Here is a 20,995-nt window from a genome sequence, read left to right as displayed (position 1 = left end):
CATGTATTGCTTTCATACCCTGTATTTGTTACATCGAACCATGGAATGTGCGGTTGATAACATCCAGTTGTTGTTCACGTGTCAGCTTGATGAAGTTAACGGCATAACCGGATACGCGAATTGTCAACTGCGGATAATTCTCTGGGTGCTCCATCGCATCCATCAACTGCTCGCGGTCAAACACGTTAACGTTCAAATGATGCGCGTTGCTGCCAAAGTAACCATCCATCATGGACACCAGGTTGTTCTTGCGGATTTCCGCTTCTTTACCAAGCGCCTTAGGGACGATCGAGAAGGTATTGGAAATACCGTCAAGGCTGTGCTCGTAAGGTAATTTAGCTACGGAGCTCAAGGATGCGAGTGCGCCTTTCTTATCACGTCCGTGCATTGGGTTAGCCCCTGGCGCGAACGGTTCGCCTGCTTTACGTCCATCTGGTGTAGTACCTGTCTTCTTACCGTACACTACATTAGAAGTAATCGTCAATACAGATTGAGTTGGCAGCGCGTTGCGATACGTTTTGTGCTTACGGATCATACCCATAAAGCTCTCCACGAGCTCAACGGCGATTTGGTCAACCCGATCATCGTTATTACCGTAGCAAGGGAAGTCGCCTTCGATTTCAAAATCTACAGCGATGCCGTTCTCGTCGCGGATCGGTTTAACTTTAGCATATTTGATAGCGCTGAGGGAGTCGGCCGCTACGGATAGACCAGCGATACCGCAAGCCATCGTACGGAGAATGTCGCGGTCATGCAAGGCCATTTCAATCCGCTCGTAGCAATATTTATCGTGCATGTAGTGAATAACATTGAGTGTGTTTACATACAGCTTGGCAAGCCACTCCATCATCGGTTTGAAGCGTTTCATCACTTCATCGTAATCGAGATATTCGGAAGCGATAACCGGATATTCAGGAGCAACCTGTGCACCGGACTTCTCATCCCTACCGCCGTTGATCGCGTACAGGAGCGCTTTGGCCAAGTTCGCACGAGCACCGAAGAATTGCATTTGCTTCCCGATTTCCATCGCGGATACGCAGCAGGCGATTCCGTAGTCATCCCCGTAGATCGGACGCATCAAATCGTCATTCTCATATTGAATCGAGCTTGTCTCGATAGATACTTTAGCACAATATTTCTTGAAATCCTCTGGCAATTGCTCAGACCAGAGCACGGTCAGGTTAGGTTCAGGTGCAGCTCCCAAATTGTAAAGGGTATGCAGGAAACGGAAGCTGTTCTTCGTTACGCGAGTAGTACCTTGCACGGACATCCCGCCGATCGATTCAGTTACCCAGGTAGGGTCTCCACTGAACAGATCATTGTATTCTGGCGTACGCAGGAATTTTACAATACGCAATTTCATAACGAAGTGGTCGACAAGCTCTTGCGCTTCTACTTCTGTAATCGTTCCTTCCGCAAGATCGCGCTCGATGTAAGCGTCGAGGAAAGAAGATACGCGTCCAAGAGACATCGCTGCCCCATCCTGCTCCTTAACTGCAGCCAGGTATGCAAAATAGAGCCATTGGAATGCTTCCTTCGCCGTTGTTGCAGGTCTGGAAATATCGAAGCCGTGCATCTCGCCTAGCTGTTTCAATTCACCGAGTGCGCGAATTTGCTCAGACAGCTCTTCACGCAGACGGATAACATCCTCGTCAATCACATCGACTTCAAGACTTTTTAGTTCACTTTGTTTTTGTTTGATTAGGAAGTCTACCCCGTAAAGGGCAACACGGCGGTAGTCGCCAATAATCCGGCCGCGTCCGTAAGCATCTGGAAGACCTGTAATAATACCAGCCTTACGAGCCGCTCTCATCTCCGAAGTATATGCATCAAAAACGCCTTGGTTATGCGTCTTGCGAATCGTCGTAAACATATCTACAATGCTTTCTGGCAAATCAAATCCATAAGCTTTGCAGGAATTAAAGACCATGTTAATTCCACCGAAAGGATGGATCGTGCGTTGGAAAGGCTCGCTGCCTTGCACACCCACGATTTGTTCTTTGTCCTTATCCAAGTAGCCCGGAGCGTGAGATACGATCGTAGACGGCGTGTTCACATCAACATCGAGTACTCCACCGGCCTCCCGCTCTTTCTTGGTTAGGTCGGACACGATGTCCCACAGGGCAACCGTATTATCCGTAGGCCCTGCCAGAAAAGATTCGTTACCGAGATAAGGTGCAATGTTGTTGTCGATAAAATCACGTACATTGACTTCCTTCATCCATTTTCCTTTTTTAAAGCCTCTCCAAGCGGACTGTACTTCTTTTACTTCTCTTTCAATCACCGACATCTTTATTCCCTCCATTTATATAGTGTATGCGGGGTTGAAGGTTTACATCCCGCACCTTGGATCCCTAAAATTTGTGATAATTTTCACAACTCTGTCACTGATAAGTCACTTGTATATTTAGCCGAATCCACTAAACTCATCAATGTTATGAGGGATCTTTATACTGTTATGATATAACAGATCGGACAAAAGGATTGTGACAAATATCACATTTCGAGTGATATTTGTCACTATTTATTGAACACATTAATTTTTTATTTCTAAAACTTAAAGGGTCTGATTTTCAGTCTGGAAACTACTCTTCAAAGCGGCCGTAGAACGCGTCACGGTACACTTCTGCAAGCTCTGTCACAAGCGGCAGCTTAGGATTCGCTGTCGTACATTGGTCCTCAAATGCACGGTCAGCCAGGTAGTCAACGCGCGATTCGAAATCCTTCGCATCGAAGCCGAGTTCTTGGAAGCTTTCAGGAATGCCAAGCTTCTTGTTCAGCTCGCGGATCGCTTTGATTAAGCTCTTCACGCCTTCTTCTGTCGTACGCGCAGGCAATCCCAGGATGCGGGCGATTTCTGCATAGCGCTCGTCAGCTACGAAGTTCGTATATTTCGGCCATGCTGCGAATTTCGTAGGCTTCTTCGCATTGTAGCGAATAACGTGCGGCATTAGAATCGCGTTGGTACGACCGTGCGCAGTATGGTACTGACCGCCCCATTTATGCGCCAAGCTGTGGTTAATGCCCAGGAACGCATTGGCGAAGGCCATACCTGCCAGCGTCGAAGCGTTATGCATTTTTTCACGAGCCAGTTTGTCGCCAGTTAACGCCGATTGCTCTAGGTACTGGAATACGAGTTGAATCGCTTTGATCGCAAGTCCATCCGTATAGTCGTTAGCCAAAACCGATACGTAAGCCTCGATCGCATGTGTCAAAACGTCCATGCCTGTATCTGCGACAGCCACTTTAGGCAAGCTGTATACGAACTCTGGGTCGATAATCGCTACATCCGGTGTCAGCTCGTAATCCGCCAAAGGATACTTCGTGTTGCCGTTGATTTTATCTGTAATAACTGTGAACGGAGTAACCTCCGAACCTGTACCCGAAGTGGTAGGAATCGCCACGAATTTCGCCTTTTGACCGAGACGCGGATATTTGTAAGTCCGTTTGCGGATATCCATAAATTTCTGCTTCAAGTTGTGGAACTCTGTATCCGGATATTCATAGAACAGCCACATTCCTTTCGCAGCGTCCATTGGCGAACCGCCGCCAAGTGCGATAATGCAGTCCGGCTGGAATTTAGCCATCAATTCAGTTCCGCGTTCCACCGTCGTTGTCGATGGATCCGGCTCAACATCCGAGAACACTTCGATCGCAACTGGTGTTTGGCGCTGACGCAAATAGTGCTCTACTCTTTCCACATATCCGAGTTTAACCATCATTGGGTCGGTTACAATCAATACGCGGCTAATGTCCTGCATTTTAGCAAGATATTGCGTCGAGTTTTTCTCGAAATAGATTTTGCTTGGTACTTTGAACCACTGCATATTCACGGTACGACGATTCACCCTTTTCACGTTGATCAAATTGACAGCCGTTACGTTCGACGAAGTCGAGTTGCGTCCGTAAGATCCGCAGCCCAGCGTAAGCGATGGCAGGTTCGTATTATAGATGTCACCGATACCGCCCTGCGAAGATGGCTGATTCACCAGGATCCGGCAGGTTGGCAGGCGATCCGAGAATTTTTGAATAATTTCTTCATTATTGGAATGGATGACCGATGAGTGTCCCATGCCTCCGAATTGAACAATTTCCAGCGCGCGGTCGATGCCTTGCTCAGCTGTTTTCACTTTATAGCACGCCAGTACCGGGCTCAATTTTTCAGCAGATAATGGGAACTTAGGTCCGACGCCCTCGATTTCGGCAACCAGAATTTTCGTTCCGGCAGGTACGTCGATTCCGCATAGCTCAGCAATTTTTGTTGCAGACTGGCCCACAATCGTAGGGTTCACCGCACATTTATCAGCGATGATCGCGCCAGCTGTCAATTTAGCAGCTTCCTCTTTGTTGACGAAGTAGCAGCCGTTCGCAATCATTTTCTTCTTCACTTGATCGAAGATCGGTTCTTCGATGATGACCGCTTGCTCGGAAGCACAGATCATGCCGTTGTCAAACGTCTTGGATAGAATGAGATCATTGACGGCTTGATCCAGGTCAGCGCTTTTCTCGATGAAGCAAGGTACGTTACCAGGGCCTACGCCAAGCGCCGGTTTGCCGCAGCTGTATGCCGCCTTAACCATTGCAGAACCGCCTGTAGCGAGAATGCAAGCCACGTCAGGGTGATTCATCAATGCATTCGTCCGATCCATGGACGGATCTTCGATCCATTGGATGCAATCAGCCGGCGCGCCATGTTTGACCGCTGCTTCCAGCAGAATTTTTGCTGCTTCTGCACTACAACGCTGTGCGGAAGGATGGAAGCCGAAGATGATCGGGTTGCGAGTCTTGATGGCGATCATTGCTTTAAAGATCGTTGTGGATGTCGGGTTTGTTACCGGTGTAATCCCCATAATAATTCCGACCGGTTCAGCGATTTTCTGGAAGCTGTCATAAGGATTATCCTCAATGACGCCAACTGTCTTGTCGTACTTGATGCTGTTGTGGATGTACTCTGTCGCGAACATGTTTTTAATAATTTTGTCTTCATATACTCCGCGTCCAGTTTCCTCTACAGCCATCTTCGCCAAGTACATATGTTTGTCCAGACCTGCAAGAGCCATCGCTTGTACGATCTTATCGATTTGCTCTTGATCCATTCCCATGAAAGCTTCGGTTGCCTTCTTTGCTTTGTCGATCAGGGATTGGATGTAATCCTCTGCAGTAGGCTGCTGTTTTGGGGTCACATTGTTCTTTACGGCCATTTCTCTCATCCTCCTAAGTTCATATGGATCAACCATTCTATGTCTCTCTAAGGAAGTATTGTGAATCATTTCACTTTGCGGTTTATCCATCGGAAGCTTTTGCTTCTCTTTTGTTACCTAGATCATATCATATGATTTTTAATTTGTATAGTGAATATTTTCACAAACTTTAAAGAAGTGAAAACTTTCATGATTGTCGATATTTTTTCATGCACATTTTCAATTTTGGTTACATTTGTAGTTTTACGGAAGGTTACTCACAAGCCATGCTTGCGTCCTTTGACCCAGATTTAACGTGAGCTAACTTTCATAGGTTCACCCGTTGTGCAATGAGTTTTTTGGCGTTTGGGTAGTGAAAATAGTCACAATGTTAGAATTTAGACACTTTTCAGCCCTTGAAACCCGCCCCAAAGCTTTAAGTTCGTTATATAATTAATTTAAATTAATTTAAAATTTTCAGAAAAATTTGGAGTATGAGGGGGATTTTAAAATGACTGAATTCGCAACGGCAACCCCGCCCCGTGGGAATACGAACTGCTTTACAGAGCAAAACTTCAACCGTCTTCTTGTAACTATGAAAGACAAGACGTATCCGGAAGGAACGCATTTGTTCTGGGAAGGAGACTTCTCCGATAAACTGTTCTTCGTAAAACGAGGGCGCATTAAATTAACCAAATCNGATAGTTAAAATAGTCACAATGTTAAAATTTAGCCACTTTTCATCCCTTGAAACCCGCCCCAAAGCTTTAAGTTCGTTATATAATTAATTTAAATTAATTTAAAATTTTCAGAAAAATTTGGAGTATGAGGGGGATTTTAAAATGACTGAATTCGCAACGGCAACCCCGCCCCGTGGGAATACGAACTGCTTTACAGAGCAAAACTTCAACCGTCTTCTTGTAACTATGAAAGACAAGACGTATCCGGAAGGAACGCATTTGTTCTGGGAAGGAGACTTCTCCGATAAACTGTTCTTCGTAAAACGAGGGCGCATTAAATTAACCAAATCTACGGACGAAGGCAAGGAGCTTATTTTATATATGTATGGGCGCGGAGACATGGTCGGCCAGGCTGATCCCTTCTTCAGCTCGAAACACAGCTTTACCGCCGAGGTCATTGAAGACAGTGAAGTCGGCATTATTGAACAAAAAGATCTGGAGATCCTGATTTGCCAGCACTGTGATTTCGCCATTGACTTCATGAAATGGATGGGCATCCATCATCGGCTAACGCAAACGAAATTCCGCGACTTGATGATGTACGGCAAGCCGGGGGCGCTCTGCTCGACCCTGATTCGCCTTAGCAACACTTATGGCGAGAAACACGGCGATAATATTCTAATTAACAAAAAGATTACACATACGGATCTCTCCAACATGATCGGCGCGACCCGCGAAAGCGTCAACCGGATGCTCAGTGATTTACGCAAAAAAGACGCGCTGGAATATGTAAATGGCATGATCCTTATAAAAGACCTTGTCATGCTGCAGGACATTTGTCACTGTGAGCTATGCCCAAACGAAATATGCCGGATTTAATGATAGGCAAACGAAGGAAGCAACCTCATCTCGATTCGGGAGGAGGTTGCTTTTTATTTTGAAAGCATATTAAATTCTCGACTGTACTGAACAAAGCTTGAATCGTTAGAATCGCAGGGAGACGGTGGAACATTGGCATTCCCCTCAATGTGCGCCGTCTCATATCTGCTGTTTATTTTTTTCTGCATCGTATATATTTCCTTCATCACTGCTCCCCGGCGGATCTTCCTGCTCCCGATATTCCGTAGGCGTTACACCGGTATAGCGCTGGAACACCTTGGAAAAATAACGCCGATCGCTATATCCAACCAAGGCTCCCACTTCGGTAACGCTGCGGGAAGTCAGGCGCAGCATCGTCTTGGCAAGCTCCATGCGCTGCTTCCGCAAATACTCAACAAATGTCTCCCCGTAATGATTCTTAAACAAATGGCTGAAGTAGCTTGAGCTTATATTCAAATGATTCGCAATATCGTCAACCCCAATATCCGTACTCAAATTGCTCTGAATATACTCTCCTGCCGAAATCATCAGCAGTTCGCTAGACTTCTTATTAATTTCCAGCTCCTTAATATGGCTTTCCAGCTTTGTGATCACATTTAGCAGATCCTTCACACTATGACTATGCTGCAGATGCTGCCACATCATTCCCTCTTCGCTGGAGTTCATGAAATCAAGCTCACGCATCTCTCGCAGCAAATGGATAATGCCATATTGCAGGAATTTCTCGATCCCAAGTGCCGAATGCTCCGATATAAGCGGCAGCTTGGCCTTCAGCCTTTCGAGGCCCTGCTCGACCTTTGATTTGTCATACATCTTAAGGCCGGAGGTAATCTCCTCTACCAGCTGCCATTCCGATACCGACGCAGCATCGCGGGCCAGCTCCTCCTCGGTAAAAGGAAGCAACTGTTCATGACCCGCATACAGCATCAAACCGCGCTGCAGTTTCATGTAGGTCTGGGATAAAGCCTGAATCTCAATCGGCCCCTGGTCCCAAGACAAACTGACCGTCAGCTTGATATGCTCCCTGACCGCATGTTGAATTTGCCGAGCCCATTCATGCATTTGTTCCGAGGTAACGGCATAGCGTGCACGCTCACGCTCAAGCTGAAGCAGTACACACCATTCCCCTTGCCGCATTTGAACAACGATATAATGAAGCCCCTTATCCGGAATCGCTTCCTGCAGCACATTTCGTACCGCGAAATTCCATAGCTTGCGCTCCTGCTCTGTCCAGGACACGGTTCGCTGTGCGTATCCGTCTAAATCCACAAGAATCAGCGCGTAGCTAAGCTCATCCCCCTGCTCATCCTCAGCGGCCAAATACCGCGGCACATCTGCCGTAAACCCCATCAGCACATCGAACATCATTTTCTCGTGTGCCAGTCCGGTCATTCTTTTCATCTGCCGCTCCGCGAGACGCTTCTCCGAACGTTGGGATCGAACCGCATCCGCGAGCTTGCAGATCGAAGCCTCCAGCTCCGTATAATTAATCGGCTTCAGAATATAATCCTTGACGCCATGCTTCAAGGCAAGCCGGGCATATTCGAACTCCTGATACCCGGTTAGCATGATAACCTCTGTCTCGTAACCCAGCTTCCGAATTTCCTGCAGAAATTCCAGACCATCCATCAATGGCATTCGAATATCGCATAAAATAATATCCGGCTCGAATTCCATCACCAACTCAAGCCCCTTCACGCCGTTTCGAGCCGTTCCCACGAGCTCGATCTGAAGCTCGCTCCAAGGAATTGCATTTTTCAAATGATTGAGTATCAGGGGCTCGTCATCAATGAGCAGCGCTTTGATATCCACAGAGTATTACCCCATTTCGTTGTCACCGTTCTACCTGTTAATCTACCCCTTTACGCCCCCGGCCGTCAAACCTTCTATGATTTTTTCTTGCAGTATCGCGTAGATAACCATAACCGGAACGACGCTGTAGACGATCCCTGCCGACATTTGTGCATAGTTTATACTAAATGCATCCCGAAAGCCGACCATCCCCACTGGCAGCGTTTTGAGCGAATCCTCGGACAAGAAGTAGTTGGCGAGCAAAAACTCATTCCAGTTACCCAGGAAATTAACGATAAAAACAGTAACGAGAGCGGGTACGGTAAGCGGCATAACGATTCTGGCAAAAATGCCGGGAGATCTCAATCCATCCACGACGGCCGCCTCCTCGATTTCGCCAGGCAATGATTTCATAAAGGCGGTCAATATTACGACCGAGAAAGGTATGGAGTTCGCCGCATACGGAATTAACAATGCCCAGTGCGTATCCAGCAAATTCGTCGTGCGCATCAGATTGTACACGGGCAGCAGAAGCGCGTTACCCGGGATGAGTATCCCTAAAATAATGATTTGGAGCAGAACAGGACTGATCTTATTAAACCGCATTCGCGTAATGGCAAAGGATGCCATCGAGGCCATAATAATAGTGGCTACCGCTGCGATAACCGCAATATACAAACTGTTCAGGAAATAAGTGCTGATTTTAGCGTTTACCCAGGCTTCTACGTAATTAGACCATTGGAACTCACTTGGAAATCCGAACGGATTTTTCGCAATTGCCAGGTTGTCGGTTTTTACCGATGAGAACAATACGAATAGAAAAGGATATAAAATTACAAGCAAGTAGATCATTAACAGAATATGAGCCAGACTGCCCTTGAGTTTTTTTGTCATTAATATTCGATCCTTTCCGTTCTTCTCGCTACAAGGACTTGATAGAGTGCAGTAATGATGAGCGTGAAAATAAAGATCAGTACCGCGATGCTGTTCCCATATCCATATTTAAAGCTGGTGATGGAGTGCTTGAGCATATAAGTGGCCATTACCTCAGTTGAGCCTGCCGGCCCGCCTTTGGTCATGACGATGATAATGTCCGCCGCCTTCATCGCTCCGGCGATCGAAAGCATGATGACGACCGACACAATTGGCATAATCAGCGGCATCGTAATGCGCATGGCTCTCTGGAAACCGGTAGCTCCGTCGATCATCGCCGCCTCGTCCAGTTCCTTCGGAATCGAGATGATCGCGGCCAATACCATGACGATATAGAATCCCGTCCACTGCCAGGCATTCGTAATCAAGATGGAGATCATTGCCCAGCTGCGATCCGAAAGCCAGTAAATCTTATCGATGCCAAACAATCCGAGCACGTTGTTGAACAGACCAATGTCCGGCTCGTAAATAAAGCCCCACAAAATACCGATGACCGCCGTTGACATGACGGATGGCATAAATACAGCTGTTTTGTACAGCCCCTTCAGCTTCTTGACGTTCGCGATCAAGAGCGAGAACAATATAATTAGTGGAACTTGGATAAACACAGAAAACAGAATGAAGAATCCGTTATTTCTGACTGACACCCAGAACGCGTTTTGGCTCATGGCCTTCGTGTAATTCGCAAGTCCGGTAAAGTTATATGACTTAGCAATCCCGTTCCAGTCGGTAAAGCTGTAAAACGCAGCATTGATGACGGGATAAATGAAAAACAGAGTAATACCCATAAAAGTTGGAATTAAAAACAATGTATACATCAGCGGATTTCTCATCGCCTTGTTCATAAATACCCTCCAGGTTCTGACATAGTTGCATGCGGCTATGTTGTGAAAAGGAGCACCACCTGATTAGCCTGGGGTGCTCCACATGTCAATTCAAGTGATTATTCGCCGGCTGCATTCGCTTCTTCTTGTACCTTTTGCACAGCATCCAGCATGTCTTTAGGATCTTGTACTCCCTCGATCACACGGTGGATTCCGCCGCTAAGCTCAGTATTGACTTCAGCCTGAACCAACGCGTCGAATGCTGGCCACTTGTACTCTAGCTCATTCATGCGCAGAATGATTTCCTTGATCAGATCATTAGCCGCATTGGCTTGCAAATCATCCTCGCTCAAAATCATGGAAGGAAGCAAACCGTCTTCTTTCAAGCTTTGCAATTGAATTTCATCGCTAAAGAAGGTTGCGATAAAGGCTTTGATGGCTTCCAATTTTTGCGGATCTTCCCCTGCCTTCGCAGAGAACGCATAGCCATTGTTCGAGTCTACCATCGAGCTGAAACCGTCACCTTCGTTCAGCGGAGGCATCACGAAGAAGCCAAACTTGCTATTGCCCTCAGCATCTAAAGCATCATTGAATACTGAGGATGCCCAGGAACCGTCATACATCATGACAGCTTCATCTGTCAGCAACTGGTTGCGCTGGCTGTTGTAATCGATCCCCAGCTCGCCTTTTTTGAAATATCCCTTCTTCACCCACTCTTGGTGCTTGCTCACGGCTTCGACCATTTTTGGATCATTCCATTTCGATTCCCCGGTCTTGAATCCAGCTGTGTAATCTGCTCCCGCATAGTACGACCAGAGGTTATTCGTAGTCATGAGAGGTACCCATGCATCTTTGGAGCCTTGGGCAAATGGAACCTTGCCGTCTGCCTTCACTTTTTCAGCAAGCGCTTCCAACTCAGCTAGAGTTTTCGGGGCTTCCAGACCATTAGCCGCAAAATATTCTTTGTTGTAGAAATATCCTTCGATCGATCCGCCCTTCGGCAAGCCGTAGATTTTCCCATCATATGTCCACGGGTCAAGGTTGATGAATCGCTCTTTTAAATTCAGTTCGTCCAGGATCGGGCCGATGTCAAGCACTAGTCCTTCTTTGGCGTAAACGCCGATATCCGGGCTGCCGAAGGCATCGAAAATATCCGGTGGATTACCTGCGGCCATTTCACTTCTCAGCTTGTCTTTCCGGTTGACCTCACTGTCTACACCGTCCAGCTTGATCGTTAAGCCAGGAACCTGCTCCTCAGTCTTTTTCTTTACGGCCTCCAAGCGAGCTAGGCGATTTTTGTTGGGTTCACCAATTTCAATATGACGCATTTTTAGTTCGAAGGACTCTACTTTAGCTCCGTCCGGCGCATTTCCGCCATTTGCACCTGTGCTCGTTCCTCCTCCGTTGTCGCTCTTCCCGCAGCCTGCTAATAAGGCACTCGCTACGAAAATAAGACTTACCATCATGATCAGACTTTTTTTCACGGTTTGACCTCCCTAATATAAGTAGTATTGCTTTGCATCTTCATTATAAAATAAGGCTTTCAGCCTGTAAGGATGACAAATCCACTATTAGAGGAGATATTTCTATGGATTTCTTCCTAACCGCAGTTATATGCAGTACAAGCCAAACAAAAAGCGCCCTTCAGCCGAATTTGGCCGATAGGACGCCTCAATTATGATGCAGTGATTATTTCGATTTTGAAATGCCTTTATTGTTACGCACAGGGGAGATGAACCAGTAGGCCATGCCTACAAACACAACACCGCCTACCATATTGCCTAATGTTACAGGAATCATATTATGCAGCCATCCAGCGATCGATATCGTCTCCGGATGGTTTGGCAGGAGGACTGATAGGCTGAGCAGGGTCATATTAGCGACACTATGCTCATAGCCGCTGGCAATGAAGGCAAAGAGACACCACCAGATTAGGATCAGCTTGGATATGTCGTCTTTGGCCCGGTTCGCCATCCAAAGCGCCAGACAAACCAGCCAGTTGCACAATATGCCGCGAAAAAAAAGCTCTGACATCGGGGCCGCCATCTTCTTCGCGGAAGCAGCGAATATCAAGTGCTCCGGCCCAGCCGTCTTGAACAGTCCGGAGCCGACGATAAGCAGGCTTAACGCCACCGCTCCTGCCAAATTACCCAGGAAAACGATCGCCCAATTTTTGAGCGTATCGCCCGGCGTCGTCCGCTTAGCCAGCGTGCTGATCGTAAAAAACATATTATTGCCCGTGAACAGCTCCGAACCCGCAAATACAACCAGGGTAAGCGCAATTCCGAAGGAAGCACCCATGACTAGCGATTGGATCGGGGACTCCGCTTTGGCAAGCGGAGCGCCAAGACTAAATATCAGTATGATCCCAAGCCCTACATAAGCGCCGGCCAATAGGGCAGATACGATGTAGCGGGGTAAACTCTCTTTCATCGCATCCCTTTTCTTTACTGCCGCTTCAATAATGGCCTCTAGATTTTGTGTATACATAACAGCCCTCTCCCCTTTGCTCCCATCTTGCTATAAAATGCAACTGCGCTCTAGGTTCCGAGCCATACGCTGCCGTCTTCTATTTTAACTGAATATACCTTCACCTGCCCGGTATCCGGGGCTTGAACCAGCCCCGTCTTCAAGTCGATCTTCCAATCGTAGAGCGGATCGTACAAGTAATGGCCCGATACGATACCTTCGGCAAGCGGCCCGCCCTTCGGATGCGGGTTCTTGTTCTCAACAGCGTATAATCTGTCACCGGAATCGCGAAATACGGCAATTTGCTCACCATTCCACTCGATGACCCGCCCGATCTGCTTCATAAACATATCCAGCGTCCCTACACATAACAATGTTTCCTGCTTTGCTCCCATATCTATACTCCTCTCTGATTCATTATCCCTTCATTTCTACGCTGTGGAACATTTTATTCCGGCTGCTATCATCGTTCAATATTTTGCTCCATGGCTCTTCCGCTTGCTGCAGGGCAAATTCAACGCGCTCCATCAATGCCTGGCGATTCTCCAAATCGTCAACGACAACCGCCTTGATTTGCTCCAAACCGATTCGTTCGACCCATTCCGATGTTCTCTCCAAGTAATTGCCGGTTTCCCGGTAATACTGAATGATCGCGCCGCAGACCTCGATTAATTCTTCATCTGTCTTCACCTTGCACAGCGAATCTGCCAGGCGGGCCTTGATGCCGCCGTTACCGCCGATAAAGATCTCCCAGCCCCCGTCGTTACCGACGATGCCGATATCTTTCGTGCAGGCTTCCGCACAGTTCCGCGGACAACCGTTGACGGCCATTTTGAATTTCGCAGGATAATCGATCCGCTCGAACTTGCGTTCCAACAATGCTCCCATGCTCATCGAATCCTGGGTTCCGAAGCGGCAGAACTGCGATCCTACACATGTCTTGACGGTACGCAGCGACTTCGCGTAAGCATAGCCCGAAGGCATATCCAGCTCTTCCCAAACCTTCGGCAAATCCTCTTTCTTCACGCCGATCAAGTCCAGGCGCTGACCTCCGGTCACTTTGACTACTTTTACGTCATATTTCAAGGATACATCGGCGATTTTCTTCAAATCCTCCGGCGTCGTTACGCCCCCGTACATCCGCGGAACGACCGTATACGTTCCATCCTTCTGAATGTTGGCGTTCATCCGCTCGTTTACGAAGCGCGACTCCTTCTCGTCCTCATGAGTATCCGGATAGATCATGCCCAGGTAGTAATTGAGCGCAGGACGGCACTTCGAGCAGCCTTCAGGCTGATTCCAGCCGAGAACATTCATGACCTCTTTGGTCGTCTGCAACCCTTTGGCTTTGATTTCGGCGACGATTTCGTCGCGTCCCATCGTCGTACAGCCGCAGATGCCCTCCTTGGCCGCTGTCTTAAACCCGTCTCCCAGCACATACTGCAAAATCTGCTCTACGACCGGTTTGCAGCCGCCGCATGAACGGGTTGCCCCGGTGCATGCCTTGATCTCATCCACGGTCGTCAATCCCTGATTCGTTACCGCATCGATGATATTCCCTTTCGTGACCCCGTTACAGCCGCAGACGATTTCTTCATCGGACATCGTCTCGATCGAAGCGCTTTTCTTCGCTCCGCTGCCGCAGCAGCCCGAGCCCATCAGCGTATCATACAGTTCGTCGGTCATGACTGTCTTTTGCTTGATCAGCTTCTGCAGCTCCGCCGAATCATTAATATCCCCATAGAGCACGGCGCCGACCATAACACCCTCTTTGAGCAATATTTTCTTGTATGTGCGCTTCCAGTCATCCTTGCTGGCAATGACCGTATGCTCGGGCCCATCGATAAATTCCCCGGTAGAGAATACATCCACGCCCGATATTTTCAATTTCGTCGATACGACAGAGCCCTCGTAAGGAGCCGTTTCCACACTGCAAATATGCTTGGCAAGAACCATGCCCTGCTCAAAGAGCGGAGCCACGAGTCCATAGCATACGCCACGGTGCTCATTGCACTCGCCTACCGAGTATACATCCTTCATTGAGGTCTGCATATAATCATTAACGACAATGCCGCGATTCACCTCGATGCCGCTATTTTTAGCGACCTCGACATTCGGCTTGATGCCTACCGCCATAACGACAAACTGCGCCTCCAGAACCGTATCATCGGCAAAGCGCAGACCGCTTACTCTGTCGTCTCCAAGCAACTCAACCGTCTGAGCTTCCATCTTGAATTTAATGCCTTGGCGCTCTAGTTCATTGCGCAGCATAAGCGCAGCCTGATGATCCAGCTGCCGTTCCATTAAATCTTCCATCAAGTGGACGACCGTGACGTCCATGCCTAATTGAACCAACCCTTTGGCGGCTTCCAGTCCAAGCAGCCCTCCGCCAATTACCGCCGCTTTCTTGTACGTCTTTGCCGCCTCCAGCATTTGATTACAGTCGGCGATGTCACGGAAGCCGATTACCCCTTGTTTGTCACTGCCAGGGATCGGGAGAATAAACGAGTTTGATCCGGTTGCGATGATGACCTTATCGTAAGGAACCCGCATTCCCTCTTCCGTCACTACTTCTTTGCTAGTTTCGTCGATTTTGGCAACTTTAGTTCCTGTATGCAGCGTAATGCCATGATCGGCATACCACTGCCAATCGTTAAGGACAATATCATCGATTGTCTTGCTTCCTTCCAGCACATAGGAGAGCATGATCCGGTTGTAGTTCGGATGCGGCTCGCTTCCGAATACTGTAATTTCATATTGCGTTGTCAGTTTCAAAATTTGTTCGACTGTACTGATTCCTGCCATCCCGTTTCCGATGACCACTAGTTTTTGTTTGTTATTTTTCATGTTAAGGAATGCCTCCTTCTTAACTAGAACTTTCTTTTTCTCAAGTTATGTGATGATTATATACTTAAAATTTTAGATGAATTGTGATTTCATTCACATTAATTGTGAATATAATCACAATACTTGTCACAGTTTTCTTTCCTTTCTGCTTGCAAAATACATTTCGCGAAGATCATGCAGAAATTCTTTCTAGCTGTGTCTTCGCGAAATGAGTATTTACATCATGGATGGCTACATTCTAACAAGCTCCAACTGCACATGATCATGCGGCTTTAGGCGCATTTCCAAACCGTTCTCCCTGAGCTCTTTATTATTTACTTTTAAAATCCACTTTTCATGCATTCCGGGTTGATGCCCGTTAACGGCAATAATCTGTTTATTATTCAAGTTCAATTTAACGATGCCGCTCATTCTCAGCAAATCCCTGACCGTGATGTTATCTTCATAACGGCTCACATAATGAAGCCGTTCCCCGCTATTCAACAATGCATTATTTACCGTTAAAATAAGCGCTCCCTGTTCCGTCAAGTCCGCCTCGTTGTTAACCGTCTTGACATAGACAAAAATAACATCGCCTTTTTTCAGCTTCGTATTCCACTCTTCCGGCTTCAAGTCCTGCTTATTTAATTTGACGCCCCATTCCAAGGTGGAATCCAGCGACACATCCCCAACTGACGATATCCCTTTGCCTTCATTTGTAAGCTCAATCATCTGGCTGCTCTCCAGAGCCTGCCGCAAGGTGATTCCTTCCATGTAGTCGAAGTGGAGATTGCTGGTTACATCCGGGATCAACGTGCTGCCGTCGATTTTTAAAGTAATGTCATCATCATGGTTTTCCTCTTCTACCTGAACCTGCGGCTCTGGCTCTTCTATAGGCTGTGCTGCACAGGCTGTGCCAAGCAGAGCAATGATTGCGATCATTATTAGAATTAAACCAGATTTGTAGCTCATGACTGCACCTGCTTTCCGTAAATGCCAAATCGAGTTTTCCTTCTTTAGCATACCGGACTCGCTGATAGTTCTCAAACCTAAATACAGGAGCAAATCATACCGCAATACATATATTGGATTGACGGTTGCTGCAAATTACAGATGCTCACCCTCCATATCATGAAATTGTTCTCCTAAATTCCAGGATACAATTATCGTAATCGAGCTGATTTGCATACTTTGTGATTGCAGTCACATGAAATATCTAATTTTTATGACTAACAACTTAAGGTGATTTTTTGACCAGTTATGCATTCTACAAACGAAAAAAAGGCTTGCCCTCTCCAGGGCAGCCCTCATCATAAACAAATTAGGATATGACTTCGTTTTGTACTACTTCATCATGTCGTGGTCAACATATCGTTCACCGTTCATTTCACTAATTAATTCTATAGCTACTTTTGCTCCATCGCCAGCGGTAATAATGGTATGGACACTTACCCCGGCAGCCGTTCCCGCAGCCCAAATTCGCGGCTTGCTCGTTCTACCCGCACCATCCGTTTGGATCACGGTCTTGATCCGCGGCTCTGTGCCGTCTTTCAGCTCAAGCCCGATCGAGCTTGCCAACTCCGTCAGAACGCCTGTAGCCAGAATGATATGGGATGCTTCAAAGCTGCGGCCTGATTCCGTCTTTACGGCCACTTTCGAACCGCCATTGGTATCAATGGCCAATACTTTCTCTTCGATGAATTTGGCCCCAAACTTCTCTGCCTGTTCACGTCCAATTTGAAGTAAATCTGGACCGGATATTCCCGCAGTTCCATAATGATTGTCAATCCAGGCCCGTTTCGTCATGCTCGTATTGCTGTCAAGAACAAGGGTCTCCTTCCCTGCCTTTGCCAGGAACAAAGCTGCGCTGGCTCCCGCTGGCCCTGCTCCGATCACAATGACCTCAGCCACAAGTACACCCACTTTCTTTAATATTCGTGCCGATCCGTCACAGGTAACGGCACGAATAGCCTAATCGATCCATTTCTCGGCCCAGCCTTGAACCTCGCCCATGACCGGCTCTAATGCAAGTCCTTTTTCCGTCAGCTCGTACTCAATCCGTACCGGCGTCTCCGGATATACATGCCGTACAAGAATGCCCTCATTCTCTAAATCCTTCATGCGCTCAGACAGCATTTTATCGCTCATCGATGGAATTAAATTAGAAATGTCTTTAAACCGCTTGGGCCCATTCATTAACGAATGTATGATGAGTCCATTCCAGCGCTTGCCCAATATCGAGAAAGCGGACTCAAACCGCGGACATAGTGTATGATGCGCATCTTCCATTGCTCTTCACCTCTCTACCCGAGTGGACTTGAAAAGCCCAAAACTTACGTTTAGTTAGTATATATCAACCTTAACATATTTTCTTAACCGTGAACACTGGGATAATATTTGATTATACTGCAAAAACAAGCAGGAGTGAATCCGCTTTAAGTTCCAATTCTACCCGGTCTTTGGCATTCATGCAATAGCTTCAAAAAATAGCGGCTACCGCATCGGTAGCCGCTATTTCTATTATACTGCTTCCTTACCCAATTATACCCACCACATATCAGCGGCCGAATCTTCAATAATGATTCCTTGTAGATTACGTACCGCCTTCGATAAGCCTTCCTCGATGGACATTAATCCGTCCTCGTGCTCGATGCTGATCACATAATCATAACCGACCAGACGAAGAGCGCTGACAATATCGCTCCATGTTTTGAGATCATGGCCATATCCTACCGTTCTGAACTGCCATGCCCGATCCATCATTGCCGTATACGGCTGCATATCCGTAATTCCATGCATATTGACGTTGATCGGATCAACGGATGTATCCTTCGCATGGAAATGGTGAATGGCTCCCGCTCGGCCTAGAATGGAAATCGCCTGTACGGGATCGATGCCCTGCCACCACATATGGCTTGGATCCAGGTTGGCCCCAATGACTTCACCCGCAGCTTCCCGTAGACGCAGCAGAGTAGCTGGCGTGTGAACAGAGAATCCGCCATGAAGCTCCAAGCCGATTTTTACATTGTGGTCAGCGGCATATTTTCCCCACTCCGTCCAATAAGGAATGACCTTATTGTCCCACTGCCAAGTCAGTACTTCCTGGAAGTCATTCGGCCAAGGAGCTACCGGCCAGTTCGGATACTTCGCATCCTCATGGTCGCCCGGGCAGCCCGAGAACGTATTCACAACTGGAACCTCAAGGCGTTCAGCCAGCTGGACTGTCTTGACGAAAGCATCATGGAATTCCTTAGCTATCGCTTTCTGTGGATGCAGCGGATTGCCGTGGCAGCTCAGAGCGCTGATGATCATTCCGCGCGATTCCACCGCCTTCTTGAAGCGCTCAAGGGCTGCCTTGTCTTCCAGCAGCACATCCGGGTTGCAGTGAGAATTGCCAGGATGCCCGCCTGTGCCAATTTCCACGGCCTTTAGTCCCTGGGCTGCCGCCAAGTCTAAAGCCTCTTCTAATGGACGTCCGCCAAACAGTACGAGAAATACACCTAGTTTCATGGATGATCCTCCTTAGCTTTTTTTAATTAGTCAAAATATATGGTTTTGCCGGTTCTCGCGGAGGCATAGATCGCCTCCAAAATTTCAGTGACCACAAGCGCTTGCTCAGGCTTAACCAAAGGCTCCTTATCTTCCAGAATCGCCTCTACCCATAATCTTGCTTCGCGAGTCGCATCAGACTCTTCCTCGCCGTCAAAAAATGCGACACCGCCACCACCGAAATCCACCTTCGTCTCATAAAGACGGCTTAGCTTCTCCCCGTTTAGGCGCAGACCATCCTTCATATCCGCACCGCCCTCGGTACCGCAGAGCAGCGTTTTCGCTTCGCCAGTCTCAACTACGTTCAGTGCCCAGCTGGACTCCAGCATAATCGTTGCTCCGTTTTTCATCTTAATGAAGCCAAATGCCGAATCCTCTACCTTGAACTCTTCAGGGTTCCATGGCCCAAACGCGTTTGCCGCATTTTCCCGGCTGCCCAGCTTGTGGAATACCGACCCAGTGACGCTTTTTGGCTCGTAGTTGTCCATTAGCCAAAGCGTCAAATCGAGCGCATGAGTACCGATATCGATCAGCGGGCCTCCGCCTTGCTTCTCTTCATCCAGGAACACGCCCCAGGTTGGTACCGCACGACGACGAATCGCAAGGGCTTTCCCAAGATAAATATCGCCCAGCTCACCGTTCTCGCACAGTTGCTTCAAATACAAGCTGTCGCTGCGGAAACGGTTCTGGTAAGCAATGCTCAGCTTTTTGCCCGTACGTTTAGCCGCATCAAGCATTTGGCGCGCCTGCTCTGCCGTTTTGGCCATCGGCTTCTCACACATGACATGCTTGCCGGATTCGAGCGAAGAAATCGTGATTTCAGCGTGGGAATCATTCGGCGTACACACATGAACGACATCCACATCTTCTTTTAACAGCTCACGGAAATCAGTAAATACTTTAGCGCCTTCAACGCCGTATTCAGCCGCGGCTTTTTGAGCCCGCTCTTCTATAATATCGCAAAAAGCGACCATTTGAACTTCAGGCTGTTTTGCCAAGCTTGGCAAATGCTTGCCGTTAGCAATTCCTCCGCAACCGATAATAGCTACTTTTAACGTTTTAGACATTTATTTTTCCTCCCTCTTGGACATAAGCTTTAATCCACTCCATACTTTCCGCAATGCTGTCCAGCGAATCTTTGGCGCAGTAATCCTGCTCCACAATAATCCATTCTACTTGATCTTTGACAGCGGCGTCTGCGATCGCCTTCAGATTAACGATCCCCCGGCCCAGCTCAACCGTCTCTGCCGATCCATCTTCTTTCTTGACCATATCCTTCAAATGCAGCAATGGCATGCGGCCGCTGTACTTCGATATGTACTCTAGCGGATCAAAGCCTGCATAGGATACCCAGCATGAGTCCAATTCAACCTGAATCAGCTCCTTGCCTACACGCTCATAGATCGCATCAAGAACAGGCTGGCCATCAAGCGTCTCCGTCAATTCGAACTCGTGATTGTGATAGAGAAGCACAAGTCCCGCGTCAGCCACGCGCTGGCCGATCACCTTCAGATCCTCAATGACCTGGGCCCAGCGGTTACGCTCATCCTCCGCCAAGTATGGGAAAATAAGATAGCGGTTGCCAATAGCCTTGTTAAATGCAATCTCCTCTTCCAGCGCGTTCCGAAGACGATCATAAGGTGTGTGGGCACCTATGGCTGTCAGCCCCGTCTCCTTCAATATTTCTAATACTTCTGCAGGCGTGCGCCCGAAATAGCCCGCAAATTCAACCCCCTTATAGCCAAGCTCCGCTACTTTGCGCAATGTGCCTTCAAAATCCTTCTCTAAATGATCTCTAACCGTGTACAATTGCAGTCCTAACTGTGTCATATTATCACCTCATATGATTAATGGATTGGATAAC

At 47.7% G+C, this 20,995-nt stretch carries 16 protein-coding genes and 1 pseudogene; 2 read left to right on the top strand and 15 right to left on the bottom strand.

The genetic code is table 11. From position 1 onward, the window contains the following. Window positions 1-28: 28 nt before the first annotated feature. The gene (pflB, locus tag CZ379_RS14845; protein WP_110932324.1) at window positions 29-2,290 is read right to left on the bottom strand and encodes a formate C-acetyltransferase; all 2,262 of its coding nucleotides are present in this window, start codon (window positions 2,288-2,290) and stop codon (window positions 29-31) included. A gap of 295 nt (window positions 2,291-2,585) precedes the next feature. Next, on the bottom strand, window positions 2,586-5,201 hold the full coding sequence (gene adhE / locus CZ379_RS14840; RefSeq protein WP_110932323.1) for a bifunctional acetaldehyde-CoA/alcohol dehydrogenase: 2,616 nt from the start codon (window positions 5,199-5,201) through the stop codon (window positions 2,586-2,588). 490 nt (window positions 5,202-5,691) lie between these two features. On the opposite strand from adhE, the pseudogene CZ379_RS14835 reads away from it, so the two are divergent. Together CZ379_RS14835 and CZ379_RS14830 are read left to right on the top strand one after the other, a co-directional pair. After that, window positions 5,692-5,877 (top strand): annotated as a pseudogene (locus CZ379_RS14835) (Crp/Fnr family transcriptional regulator); the annotation flags it as partial. Between the two features lie 145 nt (window positions 5,878-6,022). Then, window positions 6,023-6,739 (top strand): Crp/Fnr family transcriptional regulator, encoded by a 717-nt coding sequence (locus CZ379_RS14830; protein WP_110932322.1) that lies wholly within the window; start codon window positions 6,023-6,025, stop codon window positions 6,737-6,739. Window positions 6,740-6,898: 159 nt separating this feature from the next. Here CZ379_RS14830 and CZ379_RS14825 read toward each other — a convergent pair whose 3' ends face one another. The 13 genes from CZ379_RS14825 to CZ379_RS14765 form a co-directional block, all read right to left on the bottom strand. Then, window positions 6,899-8,551, bottom strand: coding sequence for a response regulator transcription factor (locus CZ379_RS14825; protein ID WP_110932321.1), 1,653 nt, complete (start codon window positions 8,549-8,551; stop codon window positions 6,899-6,901). A 42-nt stretch (window positions 8,552-8,593) separates the two neighbouring features. Beyond that, window positions 8,594-9,424, bottom strand: coding sequence for a carbohydrate ABC transporter permease (locus tag CZ379_RS14820; RefSeq protein WP_110932320.1), 831 nt, complete (start codon window positions 9,422-9,424; stop codon window positions 8,594-8,596). Beyond that, the gene (locus CZ379_RS14815; RefSeq protein WP_110932319.1) at window positions 9,424-10,308 is read right to left on the bottom strand and encodes a carbohydrate ABC transporter permease; all 885 of its coding nucleotides are present in this window, start codon (window positions 10,306-10,308) and stop codon (window positions 9,424-9,426) included. Before CZ379_RS14815 ends, CZ379_RS14820 begins: the two co-directional genes overlap by 1 nt. A gap of 98 nt (window positions 10,309-10,406) precedes the next feature. After that, a complete protein-coding gene (locus CZ379_RS14810) occupies window positions 10,407-11,771 on the bottom strand; it encodes an ABC transporter substrate-binding protein (protein ID WP_199925620.1) in 1,365 nt (454 codons plus the stop codon). Between the two features lie 205 nt (window positions 11,772-11,976). Further along, the gene (locus CZ379_RS14805; RefSeq protein ID WP_110932318.1) at window positions 11,977-12,777 is read right to left on the bottom strand and encodes a formate/nitrite transporter family protein; all 801 of its coding nucleotides are present in this window, start codon (window positions 12,775-12,777) and stop codon (window positions 11,977-11,979) included. Window positions 12,778-12,827: 50 nt separating this feature from the next. Further along, entirely contained in the window at window positions 12,828-13,151 is a 324-nt protein-coding gene (gene nirD / locus CZ379_RS14800) for a nitrite reductase small subunit NirD (protein WP_110932317.1), read from the bottom strand. A 22-nt stretch (window positions 13,152-13,173) separates the two neighbouring features. Continuing rightward, the gene (gene nirB / locus CZ379_RS14795; RefSeq protein ID WP_110932316.1) at window positions 13,174-15,603 is read right to left on the bottom strand and encodes a nitrite reductase large subunit NirB; all 2,430 of its coding nucleotides are present in this window, start codon (window positions 15,601-15,603) and stop codon (window positions 13,174-13,176) included. A 231-nt stretch (window positions 15,604-15,834) separates the two neighbouring features. Continuing rightward, on the bottom strand, window positions 15,835-16,554 hold the full coding sequence (locus tag CZ379_RS14790; protein ID WP_110932315.1) for a hypothetical protein: 720 nt from the start codon (window positions 16,552-16,554) through the stop codon (window positions 15,835-15,837). 372 nt (window positions 16,555-16,926) lie between these two features. After that, the gene (locus CZ379_RS14785) at window positions 16,927-17,493 is read right to left on the bottom strand and encodes an FAD-dependent oxidoreductase (protein ID WP_110932314.1); all 567 of its coding nucleotides are present in this window, start codon (window positions 17,491-17,493) and stop codon (window positions 16,927-16,929) included. A gap of 60 nt (window positions 17,494-17,553) precedes the next feature. Continuing rightward, window positions 17,554-17,871, bottom strand: a complete 318-nt coding sequence (locus CZ379_RS14780; RefSeq protein ID WP_110932313.1) for a winged helix-turn-helix transcriptional regulator — start codon at window positions 17,869-17,871, stop codon at window positions 17,554-17,556. A gap of 252 nt (window positions 17,872-18,123) precedes the next feature. Next, window positions 18,124-19,092 (bottom strand): sugar phosphate isomerase/epimerase family protein, encoded by a 969-nt coding sequence (locus tag CZ379_RS14775; protein ID WP_110932312.1) that lies wholly within the window; start codon window positions 19,090-19,092, stop codon window positions 18,124-18,126. Between the two features lie 26 nt (window positions 19,093-19,118). Continuing rightward, a complete protein-coding gene (locus CZ379_RS14770; RefSeq protein ID WP_110932311.1) occupies window positions 19,119-20,198 on the bottom strand; it encodes a Gfo/Idh/MocA family protein in 1,080 nt (359 codons plus the stop codon). Continuing rightward, on the bottom strand, window positions 20,191-20,961 hold the full coding sequence (locus CZ379_RS14765; RefSeq protein WP_110932310.1) for a sugar phosphate isomerase/epimerase family protein: 771 nt from the start codon (window positions 20,959-20,961) through the stop codon (window positions 20,191-20,193). The genes CZ379_RS14770 and CZ379_RS14765 overlap by 8 nt, the downstream gene beginning before the upstream one ends. Between the last annotated feature and the right edge of the window lie 34 nt (window positions 20,962-20,995).

The sequence above is a fragment of the Paenibacillus bouchesdurhonensis genome, assembly GCF_900155685.1.
Classification (GTDB): Bacteria; Bacillota; Bacilli; order Paenibacillales; family Paenibacillaceae; genus Fontibacillus; species Fontibacillus bouchesdurhonensis.
This window is presented reverse-complemented; position numbering and strand designations above follow the sequence as displayed.